Source organism: Dyadobacter sp. CY312 (genome assembly GCF_021390535.1).
Classification (GTDB): domain Bacteria; phylum Bacteroidota; class Bacteroidia; order Cytophagales; family Spirosomataceae; genus Dyadobacter.
Map to the genome: position 1 here is coordinate 20,400 of NZ_JAJUXG010000018.1, position 23,014 is coordinate 43,413.

At 42.5% G+C, this 23,014-nt stretch carries 22 protein-coding genes; 13 read left to right on the top strand and 9 right to left on the bottom strand.

All coding sequences use genetic code 11. The annotated features are described in order from the left end of the window. Nucleotides 1–130 precede the first annotated feature (130 nt). Genes LZG71_RS23400 through LZG71_RS23410 form a run of 3 tightly spaced genes read left to right on the top strand, consistent with a single transcriptional unit; the run spans nucleotide 131 to nucleotide 2,650 of the window. Nucleotides 131–1,429 carry a PQQ-binding-like beta-propeller repeat protein gene (locus LZG71_RS23400; protein ID WP_233824523.1) on the top strand — a complete coding sequence of 433 codons (1,299 nt, stop codon included), beginning with the start codon at nucleotides 131–133 and terminating at the stop codon, nucleotides 1,427–1,429. A 26-nt stretch (nucleotides 1,430–1,455) separates the two neighbouring features. After that, nucleotides 1,456–2,031 (top strand): hypothetical protein, encoded by a 576-nt coding sequence (locus LZG71_RS23405; RefSeq protein ID WP_233824525.1) that lies wholly within the window; start codon nucleotides 1,456–1,458, stop codon nucleotides 2,029–2,031. A 40-nt stretch (nucleotides 2,032–2,071) separates the two neighbouring features. Then, on the top strand, nucleotides 2,072–2,650 hold the full coding sequence (locus LZG71_RS23410; protein ID WP_233824527.1) for an outer membrane beta-barrel protein: 579 nt from the start codon (nucleotides 2,072–2,074) through the stop codon (nucleotides 2,648–2,650). A gap of 96 nt (nucleotides 2,651–2,746) precedes the next feature. Here the strand turns inward: LZG71_RS23410 and LZG71_RS23415 are convergent, their stop codons facing one another. From LZG71_RS23415 to LZG71_RS23425, 3 genes are all read right to left on the bottom strand, one after another. Beyond that, nucleotides 2,747–4,147, bottom strand: coding sequence for an efflux RND transporter periplasmic adaptor subunit (locus tag LZG71_RS23415; protein WP_233824528.1), 1,401 nt, complete (start codon nucleotides 4,145–4,147; stop codon nucleotides 2,747–2,749). Nucleotides 4,148–4,207: 60 nt separating this feature from the next. Continuing rightward, nucleotides 4,208–5,701: a TolC family protein gene (locus LZG71_RS23420; protein ID WP_233824530.1), complete on the bottom strand. Its 1,494-nt coding sequence runs from the start codon at nucleotides 5,699–5,701 to the stop codon at nucleotides 4,208–4,210. 106 nt (nucleotides 5,702–5,807) lie between these two features. Then, nucleotides 5,808–7,046, bottom strand: a complete 1,239-nt coding sequence (locus LZG71_RS23425) for a nucleoside recognition domain-containing protein (RefSeq protein WP_233824532.1) — start codon at nucleotides 7,044–7,046, stop codon at nucleotides 5,808–5,810. Between the two features lie 203 nt (nucleotides 7,047–7,249). Between LZG71_RS23425 and LZG71_RS23430 the strand changes: the two genes are divergently transcribed. Further along, the gene (locus LZG71_RS23430; protein ID WP_233824534.1) at nucleotides 7,250–7,720 is read left to right on the top strand and encodes a hypothetical protein; all 471 of its coding nucleotides are present in this window, start codon (nucleotides 7,250–7,252) and stop codon (nucleotides 7,718–7,720) included. 64 nt (nucleotides 7,721–7,784) lie between these two features. On the opposite strand, the gene LZG71_RS23435 is transcribed toward LZG71_RS23430, so the two are convergent. From LZG71_RS23435 to LZG71_RS23445, 3 genes are all read right to left on the bottom strand, one after another. Further along, a complete protein-coding gene (locus LZG71_RS23435; protein WP_233824536.1) occupies nucleotides 7,785–8,732 on the bottom strand; it encodes a TIM barrel protein in 948 nt (315 codons plus the stop codon). 159 nt (nucleotides 8,733–8,891) lie between these two features. Next, the gene (locus LZG71_RS23440; protein WP_409013666.1) at nucleotides 8,892–10,151 is read right to left on the bottom strand and encodes a Gfo/Idh/MocA family protein; all 1,260 of its coding nucleotides are present in this window, start codon (nucleotides 10,149–10,151) and stop codon (nucleotides 8,892–8,894) included. A gap of 347 nt (nucleotides 10,152–10,498) precedes the next feature. Continuing rightward, nucleotides 10,499–12,025: a S8 family serine peptidase gene (locus LZG71_RS23445; protein ID WP_233824540.1), complete on the bottom strand. Its 1,527-nt coding sequence runs from the start codon at nucleotides 12,023–12,025 to the stop codon at nucleotides 10,499–10,501. Between the two features lie 164 nt (nucleotides 12,026–12,189). Between LZG71_RS23445 and LZG71_RS23450 the strand changes: the two genes are divergently transcribed. Beyond that, the gene (locus tag LZG71_RS23450) at nucleotides 12,190–13,479 is read left to right on the top strand and encodes an aminopeptidase P family protein (protein ID WP_233824542.1); all 1,290 of its coding nucleotides are present in this window, start codon (nucleotides 12,190–12,192) and stop codon (nucleotides 13,477–13,479) included. A gap of 53 nt (nucleotides 13,480–13,532) precedes the next feature. Further along, a complete protein-coding gene (locus tag LZG71_RS23455) occupies nucleotides 13,533–13,910 on the top strand; it encodes a DUF5618 family protein (RefSeq protein ID WP_233824544.1) in 378 nt (125 codons plus the stop codon). A gap of 67 nt (nucleotides 13,911–13,977) precedes the next feature. Here LZG71_RS23455 and LZG71_RS23460 read toward each other — a convergent pair whose 3' ends face one another. Both LZG71_RS23460 and LZG71_RS30730 read right to left on the bottom strand, forming a co-directional pair. Further along, complete coding sequence (locus LZG71_RS23460; protein WP_233824546.1) at nucleotides 13,978–14,373, bottom strand: type II toxin-antitoxin system HicB family antitoxin; 396 nt, start codon at nucleotides 14,371–14,373, stop codon at nucleotides 13,978–13,980. Between the two features lie 39 nt (nucleotides 14,374–14,412). Then, entirely contained in the window at nucleotides 14,413–14,592 is a 180-nt protein-coding gene (locus LZG71_RS30730) for a type II toxin-antitoxin system HicA family toxin (protein WP_409013663.1), read from the bottom strand. 197 nt (nucleotides 14,593–14,789) lie between these two features. Between LZG71_RS30730 and LZG71_RS23465 the strand changes: the two genes are divergently transcribed. The 7 genes from LZG71_RS23465 (at nucleotide 14,790) to LZG71_RS23495 (ending at nucleotide 22,332) form a co-directional block, all read left to right on the top strand. Continuing rightward, nucleotides 14,790–15,419 (top strand): MgtC/SapB family protein, encoded by a 630-nt coding sequence (locus LZG71_RS23465; RefSeq protein WP_233824548.1) that lies wholly within the window; start codon nucleotides 14,790–14,792, stop codon nucleotides 15,417–15,419. A 218-nt stretch (nucleotides 15,420–15,637) separates the two neighbouring features. Then, on the top strand, nucleotides 15,638–16,516 hold the full coding sequence (locus tag LZG71_RS23470; RefSeq protein WP_233824550.1) for an EboA domain-containing protein: 879 nt from the start codon (nucleotides 15,638–15,640) through the stop codon (nucleotides 16,514–16,516). After that, on the top strand, nucleotides 16,500–17,525 hold the full coding sequence (locus LZG71_RS23475; RefSeq protein WP_233824552.1) for a TatD family hydrolase: 1,026 nt from the start codon (nucleotides 16,500–16,502) through the stop codon (nucleotides 17,523–17,525). The genes LZG71_RS23470 and LZG71_RS23475 overlap by 17 nt, the downstream gene beginning before the upstream one ends. Nucleotide 17,526: 1 nt before the next feature. Then, nucleotides 17,527–18,396 carry a UbiA-like protein EboC gene (gene eboC / locus LZG71_RS23480; protein ID WP_233824554.1) on the top strand — a complete coding sequence of 290 codons (870 nt, stop codon included), beginning with the start codon at nucleotides 17,527–17,529 and terminating at the stop codon, nucleotides 18,394–18,396. Between the two features lie 131 nt (nucleotides 18,397–18,527). Further along, the gene (locus LZG71_RS23485; RefSeq protein WP_233824556.1) at nucleotides 18,528–19,700 is read left to right on the top strand and encodes a 3-dehydroquinate synthase; all 1,173 of its coding nucleotides are present in this window, start codon (nucleotides 18,528–18,530) and stop codon (nucleotides 19,698–19,700) included. A gap of 45 nt (nucleotides 19,701–19,745) precedes the next feature. After that, nucleotides 19,746–20,951, top strand: a complete 1,206-nt coding sequence (eboE, locus tag LZG71_RS23490) for a metabolite traffic protein EboE (protein ID WP_233824558.1) — start codon at nucleotides 19,746–19,748, stop codon at nucleotides 20,949–20,951. Between the two features lie 16 nt (nucleotides 20,952–20,967). Then, the gene (locus LZG71_RS23495) at nucleotides 20,968–22,332 is read left to right on the top strand and encodes an alkaline phosphatase family protein (RefSeq protein ID WP_233824560.1); all 1,365 of its coding nucleotides are present in this window, start codon (nucleotides 20,968–20,970) and stop codon (nucleotides 22,330–22,332) included. Between the two features lie 196 nt (nucleotides 22,333–22,528). Here the strand turns inward: LZG71_RS23495 and LZG71_RS23500 are convergent, their stop codons facing one another. Continuing rightward, nucleotides 22,529–23,005 (bottom strand): DUF456 domain-containing protein, encoded by a 477-nt coding sequence (locus tag LZG71_RS23500; protein ID WP_233824562.1) that lies wholly within the window; start codon nucleotides 23,003–23,005, stop codon nucleotides 22,529–22,531. Nucleotides 23,006–23,014 lie beyond the last annotated feature (9 nt).

Sequence of the window (23,014 nt, forward strand, 5' to 3'; positions counted from 1 at the left end):
GGGTACCATAAAGAGGCACCAGGTCTCAATCATGGAGAATTTAAAAATCCTGGCAGGTTGGAGCCTATTTTAAATTGGGTTTTTGACAATGGAGAGGGTAGTGGTGTATTCAGAATAGACCGACGATGACATGAAAAGGGTACTATACCTTCTCTTTTTCTCCGGCCTGCTGGCCTGCAATCCGGAGAAAATTACCACCCAAATCGACAAGGATGGAGTGGTGACCGAAAAACCTTTCCTGTGGAAATCTTCTATATCAGACGGAGTTCTAGCAACTGGGCTTTACCGTGGCTTCGTTGTTGACAACAGAGGTGTCTTAGCAATGGCGAGACGTAAATCATCTTCGTACACTGGTGATGGTGAAGACTACCTACAACTTAAAGATATTGAAACCGGTAAAAACTTGTGGAGTTGGGATGATTTCCATAACAAAAACGCTGGCAGTTTACACCGAAGTATTGGCTTAGACCGGGGTACTATGTTATTGCATGATGGTAGTACTACTTATTGGATCAATACCCTCACAGGTACAACGATTTGGAAAATACGAAATCCAGAGCTCACTCTGACTCCATATCCTGCATTTTTAGGTGATAAGTACTTTTTTTCTGGAAATAGTATACAATCTACACAAAAACGAAGGATTGAACCGACCATTTTTGTAGGTAATATACATACCGGAAAACTCATTCAGAGCACAAGTCCCAAATTGGGTAATGAATATGCCTATATTAATGTGGATTCTATGTTATACCGAGGCTCCATGCTCCACATAGAGGCATTTAGTCGGGACGGAATAGATTATCTGATCATTCCGCATACAGAACCGGGTCCCAAGGATCAGTACAACCATACCCGAGGTTATTTTGGATTGTTTAATCTTACAGCAAACAAGTGGATTTATGAAAGAATAGCTATTCGCCCAGACATCGGCGGTGCTACGGCATGTCTCAAACCCATAATACACAACGACAAAGTTTATATGACATCACTCACTACGGTGGGATGTTTTGAACTTATGACCGGGAAAGAAATATGGAGACGAAATCTAACAGAGATGTTCACCGGTTTTAATGATTTTATCCTTGCAGAAGGTAAGCTTTTACTTAACGGCGACAATGCTATACTCTATTGTGTGGATGCCAGCACCGGATCGCTATTGTGGACTCAAAAATCCAGTGCACTTACAAGCGATCTGTTCTTTCAAGACGGGGTTGTTTACTATATATATACAAAATATCTACTCGCTGTGGAGGTGCTAACCGGCAAGTTAATCTGGGATATGCCTTCGCCAGACATTAAGGTCGAAAACCGTCATGATTCTTGGTTCAGCGGATTCGTAACTGGCTTACCTAGCAAAGATGGTAGAAAAGGTAAAATATTTGTGTCCACAAACTACAATGTCTATTGCTTTGAGGCAGTAAATTAATACACATCACTAAACCGAAAAGTCCCATGAAAAGTCACATGTTAACATCTCTGCTTTTTCTTGGTTTAACTTGTCAAGCCCAACTTGACACAAATCGTGAAGTTCAGATCGGCTACAGTCCCTGGGCTCGGGAACGTTTTGTCAATGATGCCCTACGCTTACTGTTTTTCAGAACTTTGAACACAACTCCGTCTAGAAAAATGGATTTCTCGGACTCCTTTTCGGCTTCTTACCGCTATCAACTGCGTTCCAAATTCTCGATAGGGCTAACCGGAGCAGTTACGGCTGGTGAAGCATACAGGCAATATCTCTTCGAATCGCCAAGCAATTACCAGGACAGGAGCGTCCTCATAGCCTTTGAAACAAAGTTCATCTATATGAATAAATCCAGATTGTCAATGTATTCACTCGCAGGATTGGGAAGTATGCTGCGTTACGAAAAGGACTTAGAAAAACCTGAAACCAGGCCCAGAACCTTACTCAGACCAACAGGCCAGATTACGCCCTTCGGCATCCGATACGGGAAAAACACAGGTGCTTTTGCAGAACTTGGTTGGGGATACAAAGGCATTTTAAATCTTGGAGTCAGCGCTAAATTCTGACTGGTCAGTGAATCCTTTCACTCTTTAACCAAAAGAAATCATGAGAACGAGACTTCTTGCAACATTAGTGGCTTCTCTCTTAATCTCTTTCCATTCAAAAGCGCAAACTGTGAGCCGCAATGAAATACAAATCGGAGCAGGTATCTACGCCAATGAATACGTGGTGATGGATATGCTGGAAAATTTCGTGAGGTCTCTTTTTGGATCCGAACCCAAAAGGATTGAACCGAAAACGATGGCCAATCTGTCCTACTATTACAGAATCAAACCAAAAGTAGCAGTGGGAATGGGAATCGGGTACAATAGCCATCAATACAGCGGTTTACATGAAAAAGGTAACAAACCCGGTTACCGAACCAAAACGGCTGTGATGGCATTCGAGATGAAACTCTATTATCAGGAAAAAGACAAATTCACTTTATATGGCGGAGCCGGCTTCGGAAATTTTTATCGACAGGATCAGCTAATCAGTTACCCTGACCAGACTTACCAGGATACTGCAATAACTTTTCAGGTGACACCACTTGGTATTCGTTTTGGCAAAAAAGTAGGTGCATTTGCCGAAATAGGCTATGGCTACAAGGGAATTGTCAATCTGGGATTGAGCGGCAGATTCTGAAAATTGATGGGTTAAATAAAAAATCCTTGCAGCAAAGCCGCAAGGATTTCTCTTTTAACCTAAACTAAATCGAACTTATTACGCTTTTACAACGTATCAGTTGGTCTTTTCATTTGATTTTTTATCGTCTTTTTTCTCTTCTTCTTTCTTTTTCTCAACAAGATCCCCCGCATTCAGATTTTTCGACACTACTATATATGGTCCTGAGATAATCTGATCGCCTTCTTTCACACCAGATACGATCTCAATATTTTCGAAATCACTGATACCCGTTTTCACTTCTCTCATCTCCGCTTTTCCTTTCACGTCAACAAAAACGACTTCTTTAATCACCGCTTCTTTTTTAGGTTTCTTGCTATCGTCAGTCCCCGCCTGCTCATCCGTTTTAACTTCCTCAGCAGGTGTATTGTTCCGTGTTGTTACCGCAGCGATAGGTACGGAAACCACGCCGTTTTTACGTTCGGTAATGATCTCTACCGAAGCCGTCATACCCGGCTTAAACGGATATGCTTTCTTGTTACGGGTGCTCATCAAATCACTGAACGATTCATTCAGTATTTTCACCTTCACCTGGAATTCGGTAACCGCATCAGCAGAAACTGTGGTAACCGTACTGGTAGCCGCACCCGCCGCCGTGTTGGCAATTTCTTTTACAATACCTTTAAACTTACGTCCCGAAGCGCTATATGCATCCACATCTATTTCGGCAGTATCGCCAATTGATACTCGCACGATGTCATTTTCATTCACGTTCACACGCACTTCCATGTTGCTCAGGTTAGCAATACGCATCATTTCGGTTCCTGCCATTTGTGAAGTTCCAACCACACGCTCTCCTACTTCCACATTCAGCAAGGAAATGATACCGCTCACTGGCGCAAAAATGGTTGTCTTTCTTAAGTTCTCTGCTGCGTCACGCATCCCTGCTTCCGCATTTTTGATGTTGAACAAAGCAGCTGAAACATTTGCTTTTGCCGATTCCACATCCTGTTGAGCCACGGCATAATTGGAATCAAAAGTTTCGAAATCCGAAGCAGAGATTACTTTGTCGTTATATAGCTTTTTATTTCTTTCGTAATTAGCCTTTGCCTGCACCAAACGTGATTCTGCCTGTAAAACCATCGCTTTGGTTTGCTCATAATTGGCTTTACTCGAATTCACAGAAGCTTGTGCACGCGCCATTAAAGATTCGTAGTTGTCTGGACGTATTTTCAGCAACAACTGACCTTTTACTACAGAATCTCCCTCGGCTACATTGAGGCTAATGATCTCTCCAGACACATCAGGGCTGAGTTTCACTTCCACTTCCGGCTGTACTTTACCCGAAGCAGTAACTCTTTCAATGATGTCGTTCCGTTTCACAGTAGCATATTCCACTTCCGTAGTTTTGGGCTTCCCGATTAATCCGGCCTGTTTGGCTCCGAATAGTCCGGCCACCAGCAGTACCAATACACCTCCGGTGATCCACCATATTCGATTTGAAGATTTACGCGCCATATTTTTATTCGTTTACAGTTAATTCGTAAAGGGTAATAATTATCAGATGTGTTGAATTGACTAGAAATCAGACAAAGGTCTGCTCATGTAAAAATCCAGGATTTTGGTGCGGAACACGTAGTCATATTTTGTCTGGATCAAATTGGAGTTTGCACGATCAAGGTTGGCCTTTGCGATATTGTATTCTACCGAGTTAATCGCACCTACATCAAACCGAACCTGAGCTACCCTGAAAGTTTCGCTAAGCGCCTGCACTTGATTAGCCGTTGCTGAGTAACGTTTTGCAGAATTGTTCATATCAATGTAAGCCTGCTCCACATTTTGACGAATGGATAGTTGCACCTGCTGCGACTGGTATTTGGCATTCATTTCCTGAATCTTCGCATTTGAAACATTGTACTTCACCTGAAACTGGTTGAAGATCGGAATGCGCAAGCTCAAACTAACAGAAGAGTTTCTGTTTCCATCGAGCTGATTGAAATAACCAAAATCCTGAAGTCGCCCATTAGGAGTGGTTACACGCTGGATAACAGGAACCGAAATTCCCTGATAAGATACAAAACTGGTTGCCGAAGGCACTTCTATGGTTGTGCTACCCGTACCATCCGCAATGAAACGCTGGTTTGGCGCTGCACTAGAGAAAGCAGTACCCATCCCGCCACTTAGCGACAACGATGGCATACCAGCTCCTTTTGCAATGTCTATATTCTGTCTTGCGGCTTGCACACGTAATTCAGCAGCTTTCATTTGCGGCAGATTGCCAAGTGCTACATCATATACTTCCTGAATGCTGGCGTCGTAAGGTTGTAAGGTTGGATCTTTGACCGGTATTTTCACAACTTCAATCTGCTCACCTCCGGGCATATTCATCAACTGTTTCAGACTGAGCTTCGCCGTTTCTCTGTTATTTTGTGCATTCACAAGGCTCAGTTCATCATTGGCAAGCTGCGCCTTCAAATCCAGTAAATTACTTTCTGCCAATGTACCGGCAGCTACAAGCTTACCTGTACGTTCCACCTGAAGTTCCGAAGCATCTACCTGGCGTTGTGCAACCTCTATCAGTTCTTCGTTCGTTATTACCTGAAGATACGACAGTGCTACATTCAGCATCAGATCATTACGTGCAGCGTCCAGGTCTTTCTGGCTTGCTTTTAAGTTTGTATCGTTTCTTTTAATGGAATTTTGTAACTGAAATCCGTTGAACACCACCATCGAAGCACCTAATTGGTAGTTGCTTGAATTTACACTTTGCTGTACGTAAGTGTTGGTAAAAGGGTCAATGTTACGACCGGAACTAAAACCCTGTCCTGCGTTAAAGTTGAGGCTTGGCCAACGCTGCCACTTCGATTGCTGAAAGACATTCTCATTTGTCTTCACCTGTAATTCCGAGATTTTCACCTGAGGATTGGTTTCAAGGGCGATCCGGATGCAGTCTTCCAGAGAATATGTATTTGGCGCCTGCTGAACCTTAGCCTGAGCCCAAACATTCTGAAACGAGGCAAATCCGGCTACTATTAAGGCAATAAATACGGATTTTCGTAACGATTTTGTCATTGCTTGTATAAGTTTGATAATCAATATTACGAGATGCAATAAAAAACAACCATCCATTTTGTACGGACGGTTGCATATCTAGGTAAAGGGTGATTTGTGTGTATTATCAAGTGTGAAAAAATAAATATCCGAGCCATATACCAGCCAGTACGCCAATAAGATCGGCAATGAGGCCGGCCACTATCGCATATCGCGTATTTTTTATTCCGACCGACCCGAAATACAGGGCGACGATATATAAGGTGGTGTCTGCCGAGCCCTGAAAAATACAAACCAGCCGTCCCACAAAAGAGTCCGGACCAAACTCTTTCATGGCATCGATCATAAGCGCGCGCGCTCCGCTTCCGCTCAGGGGTTTCATGAGGGCAACGGGTAATGCCTCTGTAAAATCTGTATTAAAACCGGAAAAGGAGAAGATCCATTTCAGGAAATCTATAAGATAATCCATTGCTCCGCAACTACGAAAAGCACTAATGGCAACCAGCAACCCAACCAAATACGGAATAATCGTAACGGTGGTAGTGAAACCAGCTTTTGCACCTTCTATAAATGATTCGAATACATTTACCTTTTTGACCATTCCCCAAAAAAGAAACCCGGCCACGACCATCAATAAAATAGAATTACCGGTAACAATTGAAATGGCCTCGATCTGCTCTTTTGGTAAACCTGAAAGATACCATAGCAACAAACCCATAATGGTTGTAACAGAGCCCAATCCCAACATGACGGACTTGTTGAACAGGTTGGTTCGCTGCCAGGCTGCCGTAATGAGCATGGCCGCCACTGTTGTAACATAAGTACCTACAACACACGGAATGAAAATATCGGAAGGGCTTTTTGCACCTAAAATGGCCCTTTGAGCAATGATAGAAAGCGGGATGATTTGCAGACCTGATGTATGCAATACCAAAAACATAATCTGCGCATTGGAGGCAGTGTCTTTACTGGGATTTAGTTCCTGCAAACTCTGCATGGCTTTCAATCCGAAAGGCGTGGCTGCATTGTCAAGCCCAAGCATATTGGCCGAAAAGTTCATGATCATCTGCCCGTTTGCAGGATGATCGGCAGGTACCTCGGGAAACAACTTATTGAAAAAAGGGCCAATAAAACGTGCAAGTGAATTGATTATTCCGGCTTTTTCGCCCACATTTAGTACACCGAGAAAAAAAGTCATTACACCGGTTAACGGCAAGGCGATGTCCATTACGGCAATTTTTGCCATATCGAGCATGCCTTCGGTGATGGCTTTAAATGTCTGGACGTCTCCTGTTAGGATAAATTTGAGGGTGGCAATTACAAATGCAATTACAAAAAAAGCTACGAAAATGTAGTTTAACGCCATAGACGAATGCTTAGGAAATGTCTGTTTGTTTAGAAATGTTAGTCCTGACTTTTAAAATCGAAAGTTAACATTGACATAAAATGTGATTATGCAATGTATGCTTATCTTTAAAAATCAGGAATCCAATTAAGGCGTAAAATAGCATAAATTGATGAGAGCTTTCTATCTTTATCGCAAGGCCATCTAACTTTTCTTTTTTGTTTATGAAAAAATACTGCACTTTACTGATTTGCCTATCACTGTTTGCCTGCGACAAACAAACCAGCTCTGACACTAAAAAAGAAGGAATGACAATCGTTAATGATACCATTCCGGAAACAAGGAGTAATGTCAAATCAGGACCAGCAGCGAGTTATAGCGAACCTGTTGCAGATAAGGACAAACTGAATAACTGGAAGTTTTCTGTTGACGCCTTCGAAACCGGCCAGACATTTAAATACCTCTTAAAAATACAGTACAAAGAACTGCGGGTAGAAGACACACTCACGGTTCCCAACTTCGGGATTCAACCAACTGTGGAACTTAAAAAAGGGAGCGAAGACCTTTCGTGTATTGTTGGTTTCAAAGGAAAAGAAAACGAATTTAAAGAATATAAAAAAGTCTTTGTCGAGAACGGCCAGCTGAGAATTACAACGATAAAGGCTTATCGACGAGCGCTTCAAAAGAAGAAATAAGGTTTTAAAAACCAGAAAAAGCCCGGTAGTGCCGGGCTTTTTCTTATAAACTATAAAACGATAATTACGCCTTAAATATATCATCCATTTTCTCACGGATGGTTAGCAAACGTTTTCTGTCGCCACCGGCAACTTCGGCTGATGCCCAGCCTGAGTAACCGATTTTTTGCAATGCCTTGTTAACTTCCGGCCAGTTGCAGTCACCTTCAAAAAACTCAACATCAAAGCCTTTCCACAGACCGAGGTCATTTTGTTTTTTGAAACTAAATTCTTTCAAATCAAGCTTTAGAATGCGCTTATTGAGTGCCTCAATCCAGGAATTTGGCCAGCTGTAACGAAGCACATTCCCTACATCAAAATACCAGCCGACCAAAGGATGATTGAACTCATCGACATATCGTGCAGCTTCCAGCGGACTCACCAAAAACTGATTCCAGACGTTTTCGAAAGCAATTTTCACGCCTGTTTCTTCCGCAACCGGCAACACTTTCCGGATTTCCGCCTGAGAGCGCTCATATGCCTCAGCATAAGTAACATTTGCATTCACCACACCCGGAACCACAAGTACAGTCGTACCGCCATATTGTTTGGTATCGCGAAGTGCCTTTTCAATTGACTTGACACATTCTTCCCGTTTCTTAGGATCCGGATCAGATAAAGGTAATTTCCAGTGCATGGAGTTAACCGTCCCCGGAAGTTCCAGACCAGTTTTATCCCGGGCTGCCAGCACTTCTTTCATTTCCAGTTTGTCAGGAGAATCAAGCTCAACGCCATCATATCCAAGGTCTTTCAGAAGTTTGAATTTGTCCATGATAGACAATTCCTCTTTTACCATTCCCCATTTCAAACTTTTCTTCACCATCGGTCTCGCCAATGGATTGATGATTTCTGAAACCGTTGGTTTTATATAAATGCCGGAATTAGATGCAGCAACAGTGGAAGCGACACCAGTTCCAACCACAGCAGCGGTGGTTACCAATGCGCTATTTTTAAGAAAATCTCTTCTTTGCATAATAATGGAATAGTATCCTTGTGGAAGAAAACAATCTGAGCAGTATAGACATAGTGAGCATATTTAGGATGGTTTGACGGCGCTCCGTTTACTTTCGTAATTGAGCGTCATCAAACCATCCATAAAACGTATCAACAGTCTACAAAAAACAGATTTATTTTATGAGAAAGAAGTGATTCCCGGACGTGCTACCTCTACAACAGGTGGTGTCATATCGAAGCTGTAAGTATCAGGACCCAGCTTTTCAGTTGAATTCATAGCCTCATCCCACGTTACACGCTTACCTGTATAGGCAGCCATTCTACCCATAATTGCCAGAAGCGTACTTTGTGCCATATACTCACCGTCGTTAATCAGTTTTCCACTGCGGATGGAAGCAAAAAGTTCGTTGTGTTCAGTCTGGTACATGTCGTTTTGTACGCCTTCATATTTCCATGGATTTTGTCCATAGATTTCATGAACATTTCTTGCGCAGTTAACCATTGCACGTCCTTTTGTACCTAATGTTTCCACCAGGTAACTGTTTTCGCAATTGGCTTGCTGACGAGAGTGATGGAATCCTTTTGCACCATTTTCGTATTCATAAGTAATGGCGAAGTGGTCAAAGATATTACCAAATAGTGCATCGGTACGTACTTGTCGTCCGCCTGTTCCGGTTGCTGAAATTGGTAATTTGCCACCCATTGCCCACGACATCATGTCGATACTATGCACAGCCTGTTCCACAATGTGATCGCCCGCCAACCATGTATAGTAAGTCCAGTTACGGAGCACGTATTCAGCATCAGACCAACCCGCTACGCGAGGGAAAGACCACAATGTACCTGTATCATATGTATTGTAGATGGCCGAGATATCCCCTACCGCACCGTCAAGAATTTTTGCGAAACTGGCGCGTTTTGGTTCATGGTATCTCCAGCAGAAACCCGACATCAACGACACATTCTTTTGTTTCGCAAGTTTCGCTGCATCCAGAACTTTTCTTACACCAGGAGCATCCACAGCTACCGGTTTCTCGCAGAACACATGTTTTCCTGCATTGATGGCAGCCGTAAGGTGCTCAGGACGGAAATGAGGAGGCGTTGCCAGAAGAACTACGTCAACACCCGAATCCAATACTTTTTTGAAAGCATCAAAACCTACAAATTTACGACCTTCGTCAACCTGTACTTTGTTGCCGTGAACTTTGGTAAGGTTCGCAAAAGATGAATCCAGTTTATCTTTAAAAATATCTCCCATGGCATGTAAAACCACATTCGGATCTGCTTTCAGAGCCTGATTGGCAGCTCCGGAGCCACGTCCACCACAGCCAATAAGGCCCACCTTAAGTGTTTCGGCATTTACGCCGGCAAAAGCACGATTCGGGTTCAAAATGGCGATCGTTGGAAGTGCGCTGCCTGCCAGCGCAACACCAGCCATTTTTAGAACATCTCTGCGAGAAGTATTCATTATAGTAGGTATTAGGTGATTAGATTAAGGAATATTGCTTTGGACAACCGAACTGTTAAGTTAATGGATAACATAACATTCAGCGCAATAAAGATAGAAAAATCTATTGTGATTTTTCAAAAATTCGGCTAAAAATTCGGCTATGTGCTCGTTAACACTATCATAAAATTGGTTTCTGAATGAAATTTCGGGCATTTTGATAAAAAGAAAATTAACCTCTGTAATAAGCGAAATGTGCAAGAAAAAACCGGAACAGTTACTTTTTGTTCCGGTTTTTCAGCATGATTAATATCTCGGTGCTTTAAATTACGCAGTTATCAGTTCCACTCTACTTCAATAACCGAATCTTTAAGATCAATGGTGGTAAAGCGCTCCCCATTCTGGCGTTTCAGTGAAACCCTGCCATTCTGCACTTTACCGATCTGCTGAGACAATACATCTTTCTGATTTTTCTTTCTGTAAATCGCCACCAATGAATCGGCACTGGTCACATCGACATCGCAACTACGCCCTTTTGCAATGATGTGTTTGGAGTTATTCGGCAAATAAGGCGCTTTCACCAAAGCCAGTGCGCGTGAAGCAAGAGGCACTCCGTAGCCCACATAGTTATTGCCGTATGGATACAAGTGTGCCGATTTTTCAATCACATCAATAAGCTCTTTATTGGTCAGCTTGGGGTTCGCTTGTAACAGGCAAGCTGCAAAACCTGTAATTACCGGTGCTGACAAGGAAGTACCGTACAGCGAAAAGCAGGAAACATTGGGTTTCACATACGACAGAAATTCCGGCCCTACGCTACTATACCCAATCCGATTCCATAATTTGGCGTTGGTGGCACCGATAGACAAAACACCTTTGGCATCTGCCGGAGCCGATACAATTCCCCAGCCTTTGTCATCACCTTCATTTCCGGCGGAAACAATCAGCATCAATCCTTTTTTGTCAGAAGCAATTTGAGCTGCCCTTGTAATGGCGCTGGTTTTGCCATCCATTTGTGAGGGCGTATAATTTTCTTTTGGGTCAGAAAACCCTTTGGCATAACCCAATGACGTATTGATCAAACGAACACCCAGGCTATCCATCCATTCCATGGCCGCGATCCAGTTGTCTTCTTCGCCACGGTACTCACGCAAGGAATAATCCGTACGAGCCAGATAAAACTTTGCGTTGGTTGCCATGCCATATTGCATCTCATCATGGTTATCAATTCCGCTGATGGCAGCCATTACTTCAGTTCCGTGCATGTCGGAAAAAGACTCTGCCGTACTGAAAAGCAAATCACCTGGTCTACCCGGTTTTACATAGTCACGGATGCCAAGAATTCTTTTATTTGAAAAAATATGAGATAACGAGAGAGAAGAATCCGCACCGTAAAAACCAGCATCAATAACACCAATCGTTACGTTATTGGCTGTAATTCCTTCTTTGAGAAATGCCGTTGCCTGTACCTGTGACATTACGGGCGCCATTTGCGCTTTTTCAATTGGTTGGGTACGCGCGATATAGAATCCGGGATCTATCATAACAACGTCTTGTACAAAATCCAGCTGACGAACCCGCTCCACTTGTTCGCCCGTCATCACTGCAGACACTGCATTAAGCCATTTCGAACGATTCACCACATTCACGGAATTGTCACGCAAAGTAGTTTCGAAAGCTACATTTACAGGAAGATCGGTTTCATCGAAAAGGGGCATTCCCAGCTTTTGTCTATTTTCCAGGGTAAGCGGTGAAACTGCCGGAGCTGCGCTTTTATCTTTTGTTTTAAGGTAAATCCAATATTTTGGGCTTGCAGATACAAAGAAGGGAGCAAGCACGAATGCCAGTAAAAGGTACTTTTTCATGAAAACTTTATCAGTTAGGAGCCAAAAGGCTGTAATTCTTATCTTCTCAAGTATTGATACAGTATAAAGCAGGCACGATTACCGATTTAATACTTATCAAAATAAATAAACAAGATAAACGTAATTTTACGGAATAAATTACCGGCTACAAAATTAACAACCAGATGCGTTACGATCCTATTGACAAATCCTTATTTACAGAAAACCGCCGTCGCCTTTCAGAAATACTAAAACCACAATCGCTGGTAATCCTGAATGCGAACGACTTCATGCCGACCAACGCAGACGGTACGATGGGTTTCAAACAAAACAGTGATTTGTTCTATCTGTCGGGCATTGACCAAGAAGAAACAATACTGCTACTTTCACCTCATCATCCGGATGAAAAATACCGGGAGGTTCTTTTTTTGAGAGAAACCAACGAACTTATAGCTGTTTGGGAAGGTGAAAAACTGAGCAAAGATCAGGCAAGAGAAGTTTCGGGAATTAAAACGATATACTGGACGCATCAGTTTGACAGGATTTTTAGCGATATCATTTTTGTAGCTGAAACTGTCTACCTGAATACCAATGAGCATACGCGTAACAGTTCGCTTGTACAAACGCGGGAGTCGAGATATATCACTGACTTCAAGGAGAATTATCCTTTACACAATCTTTCACGACTTGCTCCTTTGATGCACCAGCTACGGGCAATAAAGCAACCTGTGGAAATAGAATTGATGCAAAAAGCCTGTGACATTACAAAGCTGGGCTTTGACCGGCTATTGAAGTTTGTAAAACCTGGTGTTCAGGAATTTGAGATTGAAGCTGAATTACTTCATGAATTTGTAAGAAACCGATCGAAAGGATTTGCCTATCAGCCCATTGTCGCTTCCGGTGCCAATGCCTGTGTTTTGCATTACATTCAAAACGAAAAAACATGCAAAGACGGCGATGTGTTGTTATTGGACGTTGCAGCCGAATATGCCAACTACGCCTCTGACCTAACCAGAAGCATCCCTGTAAATGGCAGATTTACCAAGCGGCAACGCGAAGTATACGATGCCGTTCTACGTGTTTTCAAACATGCCAAAAGTATGTTGGTAACTGGAAATATATGGGACGAATACCATACGGAAGTAGGCAAAATAATGGAGAGCGAACTGATAGGTCTCGGACTGATCACTAAGGACGACATTACTAAACAGGATCCGGAATGGCCTGCTTACAAAAAATACTTTCCTCACGGAACATCTCATTTCCTTGGCCTCGACGTGCATGACGTAGGTAATAAGTACCAACGCTTTGAGCCGGGAATGGTATTCACTTGCGAACCTGGCATCTACATACGTGAAGAAGGATTAGGTATAAGGCTTGAAAACAATATCCTCATTACCTCAAATGGCAACATTGATTTAATGGAACACATTGCAATTGAGGCAGAAGAGATCGAGGACTTAATGAATAGGTAAAAGCAATCATCATTTTTTGTAAATTTAAGGCTCATAACAAACTACTTAAATCAATGGATTCAATCCTCGAAGCAAAAAGATACCTGGCTAACGCAAAGGATATTCTTCGTGAAAAGGCTCTTAAAGATGATGGCTATTATCAGGACGCCAAATACGTAAAAATGGCTGGACATACAGCTTACACTGGTATTTTGCTTGCTTTGGATGATCTTTTAGGAAAGAAAAGTAAAGGCAGAAAAGACGTTGACTGGTATAAGTCGCACTTGTCTAAAATGGATAAGAAAGTTCTCAATGCCTTTAACAATGCTTATCAGGTTTTACACCTGGACATGGCTTATGATGGGGCAAATGGTGCGGATTTGATTAGCACAGGTTTTTCAGAAGCCGAAAAAATAATATCGTGGATTGAAGCTCGTACAGCAGCAGCGTAATGCTGCGACCATTATAATTCAACAAAGCCGGGAGATTCCATATCTTTCCGGCTTTAATTTTGACGACTCATAGCTCAACGGCCAGTAACTCCTTCCCCAACTGATGCAAAGCCACTTCAATTTTTTTCACCTGTGCTGCTCCTGGCTTTTTTTCACCCGTGGCATAATGATTCAGCAACTTTTCATTTATACCCGCAACCTTGGCAAGCCCTGACTGATTGAATACAGGTTTATAGTAATTCAAAAGACTTGCTACATCCAGCTTCCATTCAATCTGATATTCCGTTTTAAGTATTGACGGTATCTGCCTGGCGTCGAAACCCTTTATTATTTCAATCGAATTTAATACAGATTCTTTCACCTCCTGCAAAGAATCACCCATACCATTGATCTGTGGAAAATTCTCGGAATAGGCACTATACGAATCTTTACTTTTCTCAATAATTACTTTAAGTGTTTTCATCGTTGTTCATTTAATGTAAGGCAATTTTCCGGTTTGCTACTATTTCAATCTCATTAATTTAACCAGAGATTTTCTCAACCCCTCCCCCATTTCCTTTGATCCATGAAATGGCACAGGAATAGTTTGACCATCCTTTTCATAGATATAATGACTTCCACCGGTCCTGATGTGAACCCATCCATTTTTCTTGACCAATCTGTGAAACTCTGATGATTTCATGTTTTCAAAAAAAGCAATTAAAGGTATACAATAATATACTTTCAGGCAATCCAAAAACAGTAAAAAGAGATAATAAATCAGCTCAAATGCTAATAAAACAATCTAAACAGTACTTTTTATCTCCCAACTTTTAAACAAAGCCGGGAGATTCCATATCTTTCCGGCTTTTATTAAAATAGCATTTCTGAATAGAATAGATGGATTTTGAATTAGAAGATATTATTAAGCTGTTGATATCATTCGTACTAGGTGGGGTGATTGGGACGGAAAGAGAGTACCGCAGTAAATCGGCCGGGCTCAGAACCCTTATTCTCATCTCCGTGGGCTCAACACTTTTTACGATCATTTCAACCAAAACAGGCCCTGACGCTGGAAGAATTGCCGCCAACATTGTAACAGGGATTGGCTTTTTGGGCGCGGGAATCATTTTCCGGGAAGACAATCGCGTGGTTGGACTAACCACAGCCGCTATTGTGTGGGTAACGGCTGCGCTCGGAATGGGTATCGGAGCTGGGCTGTATGCATTATCACTTGTAAGTTTCCTCATAGCCGGATTGTCTCTGGTTATCCTGACGCCGGTTCAGAAGTTTATAAGAAAAAAGAGCCAGATCAGGAATTACAGGTTGATGTCTGTTTATCAAAAAAAGACACTAAAAAATTATGAGGACCTTTTCAGTAGTTATGATTTAAAAATCCTGCGTGGTGAACAAAACCGGTCAGGAAACCATATCAATGGTAGCTGGTCACTTCAGGGATCAGCAAAGAAACACGAACAGCTCACCAAATACCTCTTGGATGACCAGAACATACTGGAACTAGACTTTTAAAAAACAGTTTGCTAGAGAAACTTAAAGGCCTCAAATTAGATTTTAATTAAATCTGTCAGAAACACTACACACAACGGGACTTCCCGATACATTATACCGTTAATAATAACAACCGGGAAACTTTATCTTTCCGATAAGACTTTCTATAAGATTGATATAGGTCATAGAAAATCGACAACGGTTCGATGATCTTTGCAATACAGAATGAACTTAATTTTATGTCAGCTTTCATACAAAAAATACTCTGGGAAATAATTAACCAGAATGCCTCAGAGACTGAAACATCGTGGCTAACGCAAAAAAGTAATTCTGAGCCTTTGGAATTAATGACAGCTTTTGTTGCCTGTCCGCGATTTCTGTCCAAAAAATTGATTATTGTGAAGCCGGAAACTGCCTCACAACTGAACGAGGCAATCGCCGGGTTTTCAGTAGAAGGATGGTCACTCGTAAGACTTGCCCGCGTGTGGCTACTTACACATCTGGATGCTTCGGACAAAGAAACTTACATCAAACACATCAATACCTTGTTTGATACAGCGGAAATGAACGAACTGGTGGCACTGTACTCAGCTCTTCCTATTTTAACTTATCCTGAACAATGGCTTTTCAGGGCAACAGATGCAGTTCGTTCCAATATGGGTTTCGTCTTTGATGCCATTGCGTTACGGAACCCTTATCCTGCCAAATATTTCAATGAAGCAGCCTGGAATCAACTGGTGATGAAAACCATTTTTAATGATAAACCCATTCATTTCATTGATGGGTTAAACGAACGACAGAATAAAAATCTGGCGCTTATTCTATCCGATTTTGCGCATGAAAGATGGGCTGCCGGAAGGTCGGTTGCTCCACAGGTATGGCGACTTACTAGTTCGTTTTTAGATGAAACGCTACTCTCTGATATACAGCATCTGCTTAAATCAGGCAATATTGAAAACCAGCAGGTAGCTGCTATTGCAAGTGTCGAATCCGGATATCAACCTGCTATTGACCTTTTGGCCCAATATCCTGAACTTAAAAAGGCAGTCGCTTCCAACGAGCTGACCTGGGCTGATTTTGAAACCAAAGACCTGAATACCTATGTGCCTAAACCATAATGAAAATACCCCAAATCCATCGCATTTTGAAGAAAGCGAAGGAAACAATGCACCAGCTCACCGTGATATAGCCTGGAACGAATACAGCGAACTGATCAAAGGAATGCGCTTTTTCGATCCGCATATCCACATGGTTTCACGTACCACGGACGATTACCAGGCGATGTATCAGGCGGGGATTGTTGCACTGATTGAACCCGCTTTTTGGGTAGGACAACCACGTACAGGGCTGGCAAGTTTTAAGGATTATTACAGTAGTCTGGTTGGTTGGGAAAGATTCCGTTCTTCTCAATTTGGCATAAAACATTATTGCACCATGGGGCTCAATTCCCGTGAAGCAAATAACGAACCGCTGGCTGAGCAGGTAATGGAAATTTTACCTTTATATGCTTATAAAGAAGGTGTAGTTGGAATCGGAGAAATCGGTTTCGATGACCAGACTCCGGCAGAGGAAAAATATTATCGCCTGCAACTGGAACTTGCGAAAAAAGCCAATTTGCCCGTTCAGATCCACACACCACATCGTGACAAAAAGAAAGGAACGGAACGCAGCATGGCTATTGCACTGGAACACGGACTGGATCCATCCTGGGTGATTGTCGACCACAACAATGAGGAAACCGTAAAAAGCGTGCTTGATCAGGGCTTTTACGCTGCATTTACAATTTATCCTTTTACCAAAATGGGCAATGAACGTATGGTGAAAGTGGTGGAGCAATACGGACCTGAACGCATCATGGTAAATTCGGCAGCGGACTGGGGCATATCCGATCCATTGGCCATACCAAAAACTGCTGCGCTCATGAAAATGAGAGGCATTTCTGATGAAACAATCAAAAAAGTAACATATCAGAACGCCATTGATGCTTTCGGGAAAAGTGGTCAGATTGACGTAAGCGATTTTGAACAACCAACAGAAAGTGATCACACTGCCAAGTTTCATGGCAATTCGATACTCAGAGGAGGACAGCAGCCGGTTGCGAATAAAAATTCATTATTAATCCAATAAAGTGAGTAGCCTAAAACCATATTTACAGCTAACCCGCCCCGCCAATCTGGTAACTGCCGTTGCAGATATCCTGGCAGGAATGGCTATCGCTCAGTTTACTTTTGCTGATTTTTCTCCCGCTCCGCTGGTTATTTCCACCATTGGTTTGTACGGAGGAGGTGTGGTAATGAACGATGTTTTTGACGCAAAACTGGATAGTATAGAAAGGCCCGAACGCCCTATTCCGAGTGGAAAAGTTCCTTTGCAATCAGCTACGATGATGGGAATTTCACTTCTGTTTCTCGGGATACTTTCGGCAGCAATGTATAGTTTCCAAAGCGGTATCATCGCCATTGTGATTGCGTTGCTTACGGTGGTTTACAATCGTTTTGCCAAACATCATACCGTGCTTGGTCCCGTTACGATGGGCATGTGCCGTGGCGGTAATCTCATTCTCGGCATGAGCGTTTTACCTGAATCCATCCAAAGATGGGGGCTTATCGCACTGCTTCCAATTGCTTATATCGGCGCCATTACACTAATAAGTCAGGACGAAGTGCACGGCGGAAAACGCAGAACGTTGTATATCGCAGCTATCCTGTACGCTGTTGTGTTAACTGCACAGCTTGTTATTTCACAAAAACACGGAAACATTCTATATACCCTTCCATTTGTGTTGCTGCATATCTGGCTGATCGGGCGTCCGTTATGGAACGCTATTCAAAATCCGGTAGGTCCGTTGATTGGGAAAGCAGTGAAGGCAGGCGTGATATCGCTCATCGTGATGAACGCTTCCTGGTGTATGGCGTTTGGTCTCTGGCCACTGGCACTTGCAGTGCTTGCTCTCCTTCCGCTTTCTATCTTATTAGCAAAAGCATTTGCCGTTACCTGACCCGCAGTATTATCTTTACAAAAGCAGTCTTTATTAAAAAGAGATTAGAATAAAGATAAATTTGATCTCCGAAGGTAAAAACAAGCTGTTTTAACGTTTATCTGTAGTACCTATTTCCCAAGACCTTTTTAATGCAAACGATTCAACAACGTTTTCAGATTGAATATCAATATTCTGTATTTTTCACTGAAAACTTATTTCATCAAAATAATCCGTTACTGAAAGACTTTTTCAGCAATTATACCGAACAAGGATTTCAGCGTAAAGCTCTGGTCATTGTAGACGAAGGCTTTGCAAGTCATCATCCTTCGCTGACTTCGGATATCCAAACTTATTTCTCAGAGTCTGTTTCTCATATTTCTCTGGCAAAGGACGTAATTCTTGTCCCTGGTGGAGAAGCTTCTAAAAATGATCCGGCACTTTTTGAAAAATTATGTCTGGCAGTTGACACTTATGGTATTGACCGCCATTCATTCGTGATCGGAATCGGTGGTGGAGCCGTTCTGGATCTGGTAGGTTATGCTGCTGCTGTTTCTCACAGAGGCATCAAACTGATCCGTATTCCTACAACCGTGCTTTCTCAGAACGATTCGGGTGTTGGTGTTAAAAATGGCATCAATTTCCATGGCAAGAAGAATTTCCTTGGCACATTTGCACCTCCTGTTGCCGTTTTTAATGACCTGACTTTCCTGCGTACGCTGGACGACCGTGACTGGCGTGGAGGAATCGCGGAGGCTATTAAGGTGGCGTTGATCAAAGACGTTTCTTTTTTCGAATGGATGGAGAAAAATGCCGACAATCTTGTGAATCGGGATGAACCTGCAATGTCTTATCTTATTCATCGTTGTGCAGAAATGCATACCGATCACATTGCAGGCGGCGACCCGTTTGAATTTGGCTCATCACGCCCGCTTGATTTCGGTCACTGGGCAGCACACAAGCTCGAATATCTCACCGGATTTGAAGTACGACATGGCGAGGCGGTGGCTATTGGAATTGCACTTGACTGCGTGTATGCAACGCAAATTGGTATGCTGGCAGAATCAGATCTTTACCGGATTCTGGATTTGCTAAGTAAACTTGGCTTCGACCTTTACCATTCCAAACTGGCTGAAAACGATAAGATCAACCTTCGGAACGGATTACAGGAGTTCAGAGAACATCTTGGCGGCAGACTGACTATTATGTTGTTGGAAAAAATTGGTAAGGGTGTTGAGGTTCATGAACTGGATGCAGATATCATTGCAAAAGCGGTAGATTATCTGGAAACAGCCACATTGACCACAACCGAGAAAAATTCGTAGCCCTTAAAGCCTACGCCCTATTCCCCATGCCCAAACCCCTAAACCATGCTAACTCCATACGGACATTTAACCTATTGCAGCAATATTCATCCCGGCGAAAAGTGGGACGAGCATTTTAAAACCCTGCAGGATAATTTACCATATATAAAGCAACAGCTTTCTCCGGACCAACCGTTTGGATTAGGCTTAAGAGTTGCCAATGAAGCATCCCTCGAACTGAGCAAGCCCGAGAAACTTGCCGAATTCAAAGCATGGCTTCAACAGCATGACATTTATGTATTTGTCATCAATGGATTTCCTTATGGCGGCTTTCACAATACCGTCGTAAAAGGCGAAGTTCATACGCCGGACTGGACTACCAACGATCGACTGAATTACACGATCAGACTTTTTAATATTCTTTCTCAACTACTTCCCGAAGGAATGGAAGGCGGTGTTTCCACACCTCCTCTATCCTACCGTTTGTGGTGGAAAAATGATGACGAAAAGCAAAATGTGCTGGAAACAGGAACACAGAATATTCTGATTTTGCTGGATGAACTCATCAGAATAAAAAAGGAGACCGGTACAACTTTACATTTGGATATCGAACCGGAACCAGATGGCATTCTTGATAATACCGTAGATTTCGTCAACTGGTACAGAGATTCACTTTTGCCAACCGGAATAGAATATCTTACAGGAAAATATCAGCTTTCTCAGGAGGATGCCAGAGAAGCCATATTGACCCATATCCAGCTTTGCTATGACATCTGCCATGCGGCGGTTGCGTACGAAGAGCCTGAAAACATTTTGCAGTCTTTGAGTGAAATTGGGATTCGTGTGGGTCGTATCCAAATCAGCTCTGCACTTAAAATTGATTTTTCGACCAATGCTCTAATAAAACGCAAAGCGATTGAGACCTTCAATGAGCCAGTTTATCTGCATCAGGTGGTAACTAAAAATAAGGATCAGTCTCAAACACATTATCCCGACCTGCCGGAAGCTTTGGCCGACTGGAACGAAAACCAGGAAGAATGGCGGATACATTTCCATGTCCCGCTGTTCATCTCGTCTTACGGTGTTCTGGATTCTACACAAAATAAGATTGTTAAAACACTGGCTCTTCACAAAAAACAACCTTTCTCAACATTCCTGGAAGTGGAAACCTATACATGGGGAGTATTGCCGGAGGATATACAAAAGCCTATTGGTGAGTCTATTGTGAGAGAAATGGAATGGGTCACAAAAACATTGAATGATCCTTCCTGAACCGAAAATTACCGTTATGAATAAAACAGTTGTCATTGATATTGTGGGCCTGAGTGCCAATCTGATCGGAGAACATACGCCATTTCTTCAATCTTATTTAAAGAAAAAGCATTTAACATCGATTAAGCCAATCCTACCTGCCGTAACCACAACCGCGCAAAGCACTTATGTGACAGGTAAATGGCCGGCGGAACATGGCATTGTGGGAAATGGCTGGTACGATCGGGAAGATTCAGAAATAAAATTCTGGAAACAATCCAACAAACTTGTTCAGGGTGATAAGATATGGGATGCCGCAAAAAAGCTTGACCCTTCTTTCACCTGCTCAAAAATGTTCTGGTGGTACAACATGTATTCCACGGCAGATTTTTCAGTAACTCCGCGTCCGCAATACCATGCAGATGGTGTGAAAGCACCGGATTGTTATGCTTATCCTCCAGAACTGCGCGACGAATTACAAAAGGATCTCGGTCAGTTTCCACTTTTTAATTTTTGGGGACCGAATGCCAATGTGAAATCATCCAAGTGGATTGCAGATGCGTCCATCTGGGTGGACAACAAGCATAATCCAACGCTGACATTGATTTACCTTCCTCATCTGGATTATTGTTTACAAAAATTCGGACCTGATTTTTCAAAAATAGCCGTTGAACTTGGCGAAATTGACAAAATCGTTGAAGAGCTGGTAAATTTCTATGAGGCAAAAAAAGCCAAAATCATCTTATTGTCGGAGTACGGAATTAACCCGGTAAACAACCCGATTCATATCAATCGTATTCTTCGCAATGAAGGATTGATCTCAGTGAGAAACGAGCGTTGGTATGAGTTACTCGACGCAGGCGCATCCAAGGCGTTTGCTTCTTCCGATCACCAAATCGCGCATGTTTACCTGAACGATCCAACAGTAAAGGAAAAAGTAAAAAAACTATTATTACAAACTCCCGGAATTGAGCTAGTACTCGATAAAGAAGAACAAAAGGCGTATCATATCGACCACGCCCGCTCAGGTGATCTGGTTGCTGTGGCGAATGCGGATAGCTGGTTTACCTATTATTACTGGAATGACGACGCCAAAGCACCGGATTACGCGCATCTGGTTGACATTCATCGTAAGCCAGGTTATGATCCTGTTGAAATGTTCATGGATCCAAAAAATCCATTGATTAAACTTAGAGCCGGATACAAACTAGCCCGCAAGTTGCTCGGTTTCCGTTATCTGATGGATGTAATTCCGCTGGATGCTACTTTGGTGAAAGGTTCTCATGGCGGTATAAGTGCATCCAAAGAGTACCACCCCATTTGTATCACTGACCAGCCGTTAAATCAAACTGAATTGGAAGGTACTGATGTTTATGACGTCATCTGGAAACATCTGGTATAAAGGCCAATAACAAGATAACTTTCTTTTCATGTCGTTGTTTCCAAAAACACAACGTCACGGAAGTTTAGGTTTATTAAGCAGATTATAGTGAGCGCAAACTGATGAAGTTTGTCTCAAAACAGGCGGTTTTGTGTGAGAAGTAAAAGGTGAGATAGGCGCCATACTTTTACTTCTCACTTTTTACTCCTTTAGTCCTCTACTTCCAGAATTCAGCCACTGCAAAACCAATCATTATCAGGCACAAAATTACCTTCATGACAATGCCTGTGATGAAACCAACGAAAGATCCGAAAGCCGATTTTAAGGCACTTTTTGCATTGGTGCCACCGATAAGTTCACCCACAAAAGCCCCAAGAAAAGTACCGATAAAAATACCTATCGCCGGGATTACAAAGAAACCAACAAGGAGGCCAAGCGTTGCTCCAATTGCTCCATATTTGGTACCACCAAATTTTTTCGTCCCCCAAATCGGAATGTAATAGTCAAGCACTGCAATAACTAAAGTAATAAATCCCAGGCTAATCAGAACAGTATTACTGAACTCGGCATAGGTACTGATGTGCAGTAAAATAAGCCCCACAAAACTTAGTGGTGGGCCCGGTAGCGGTAATACTGCACCGGCAAGTCCGGTGAGCAAACAAGCGATACCGGCGATCAGCAATAAAATGTCCATTGTCCTTCT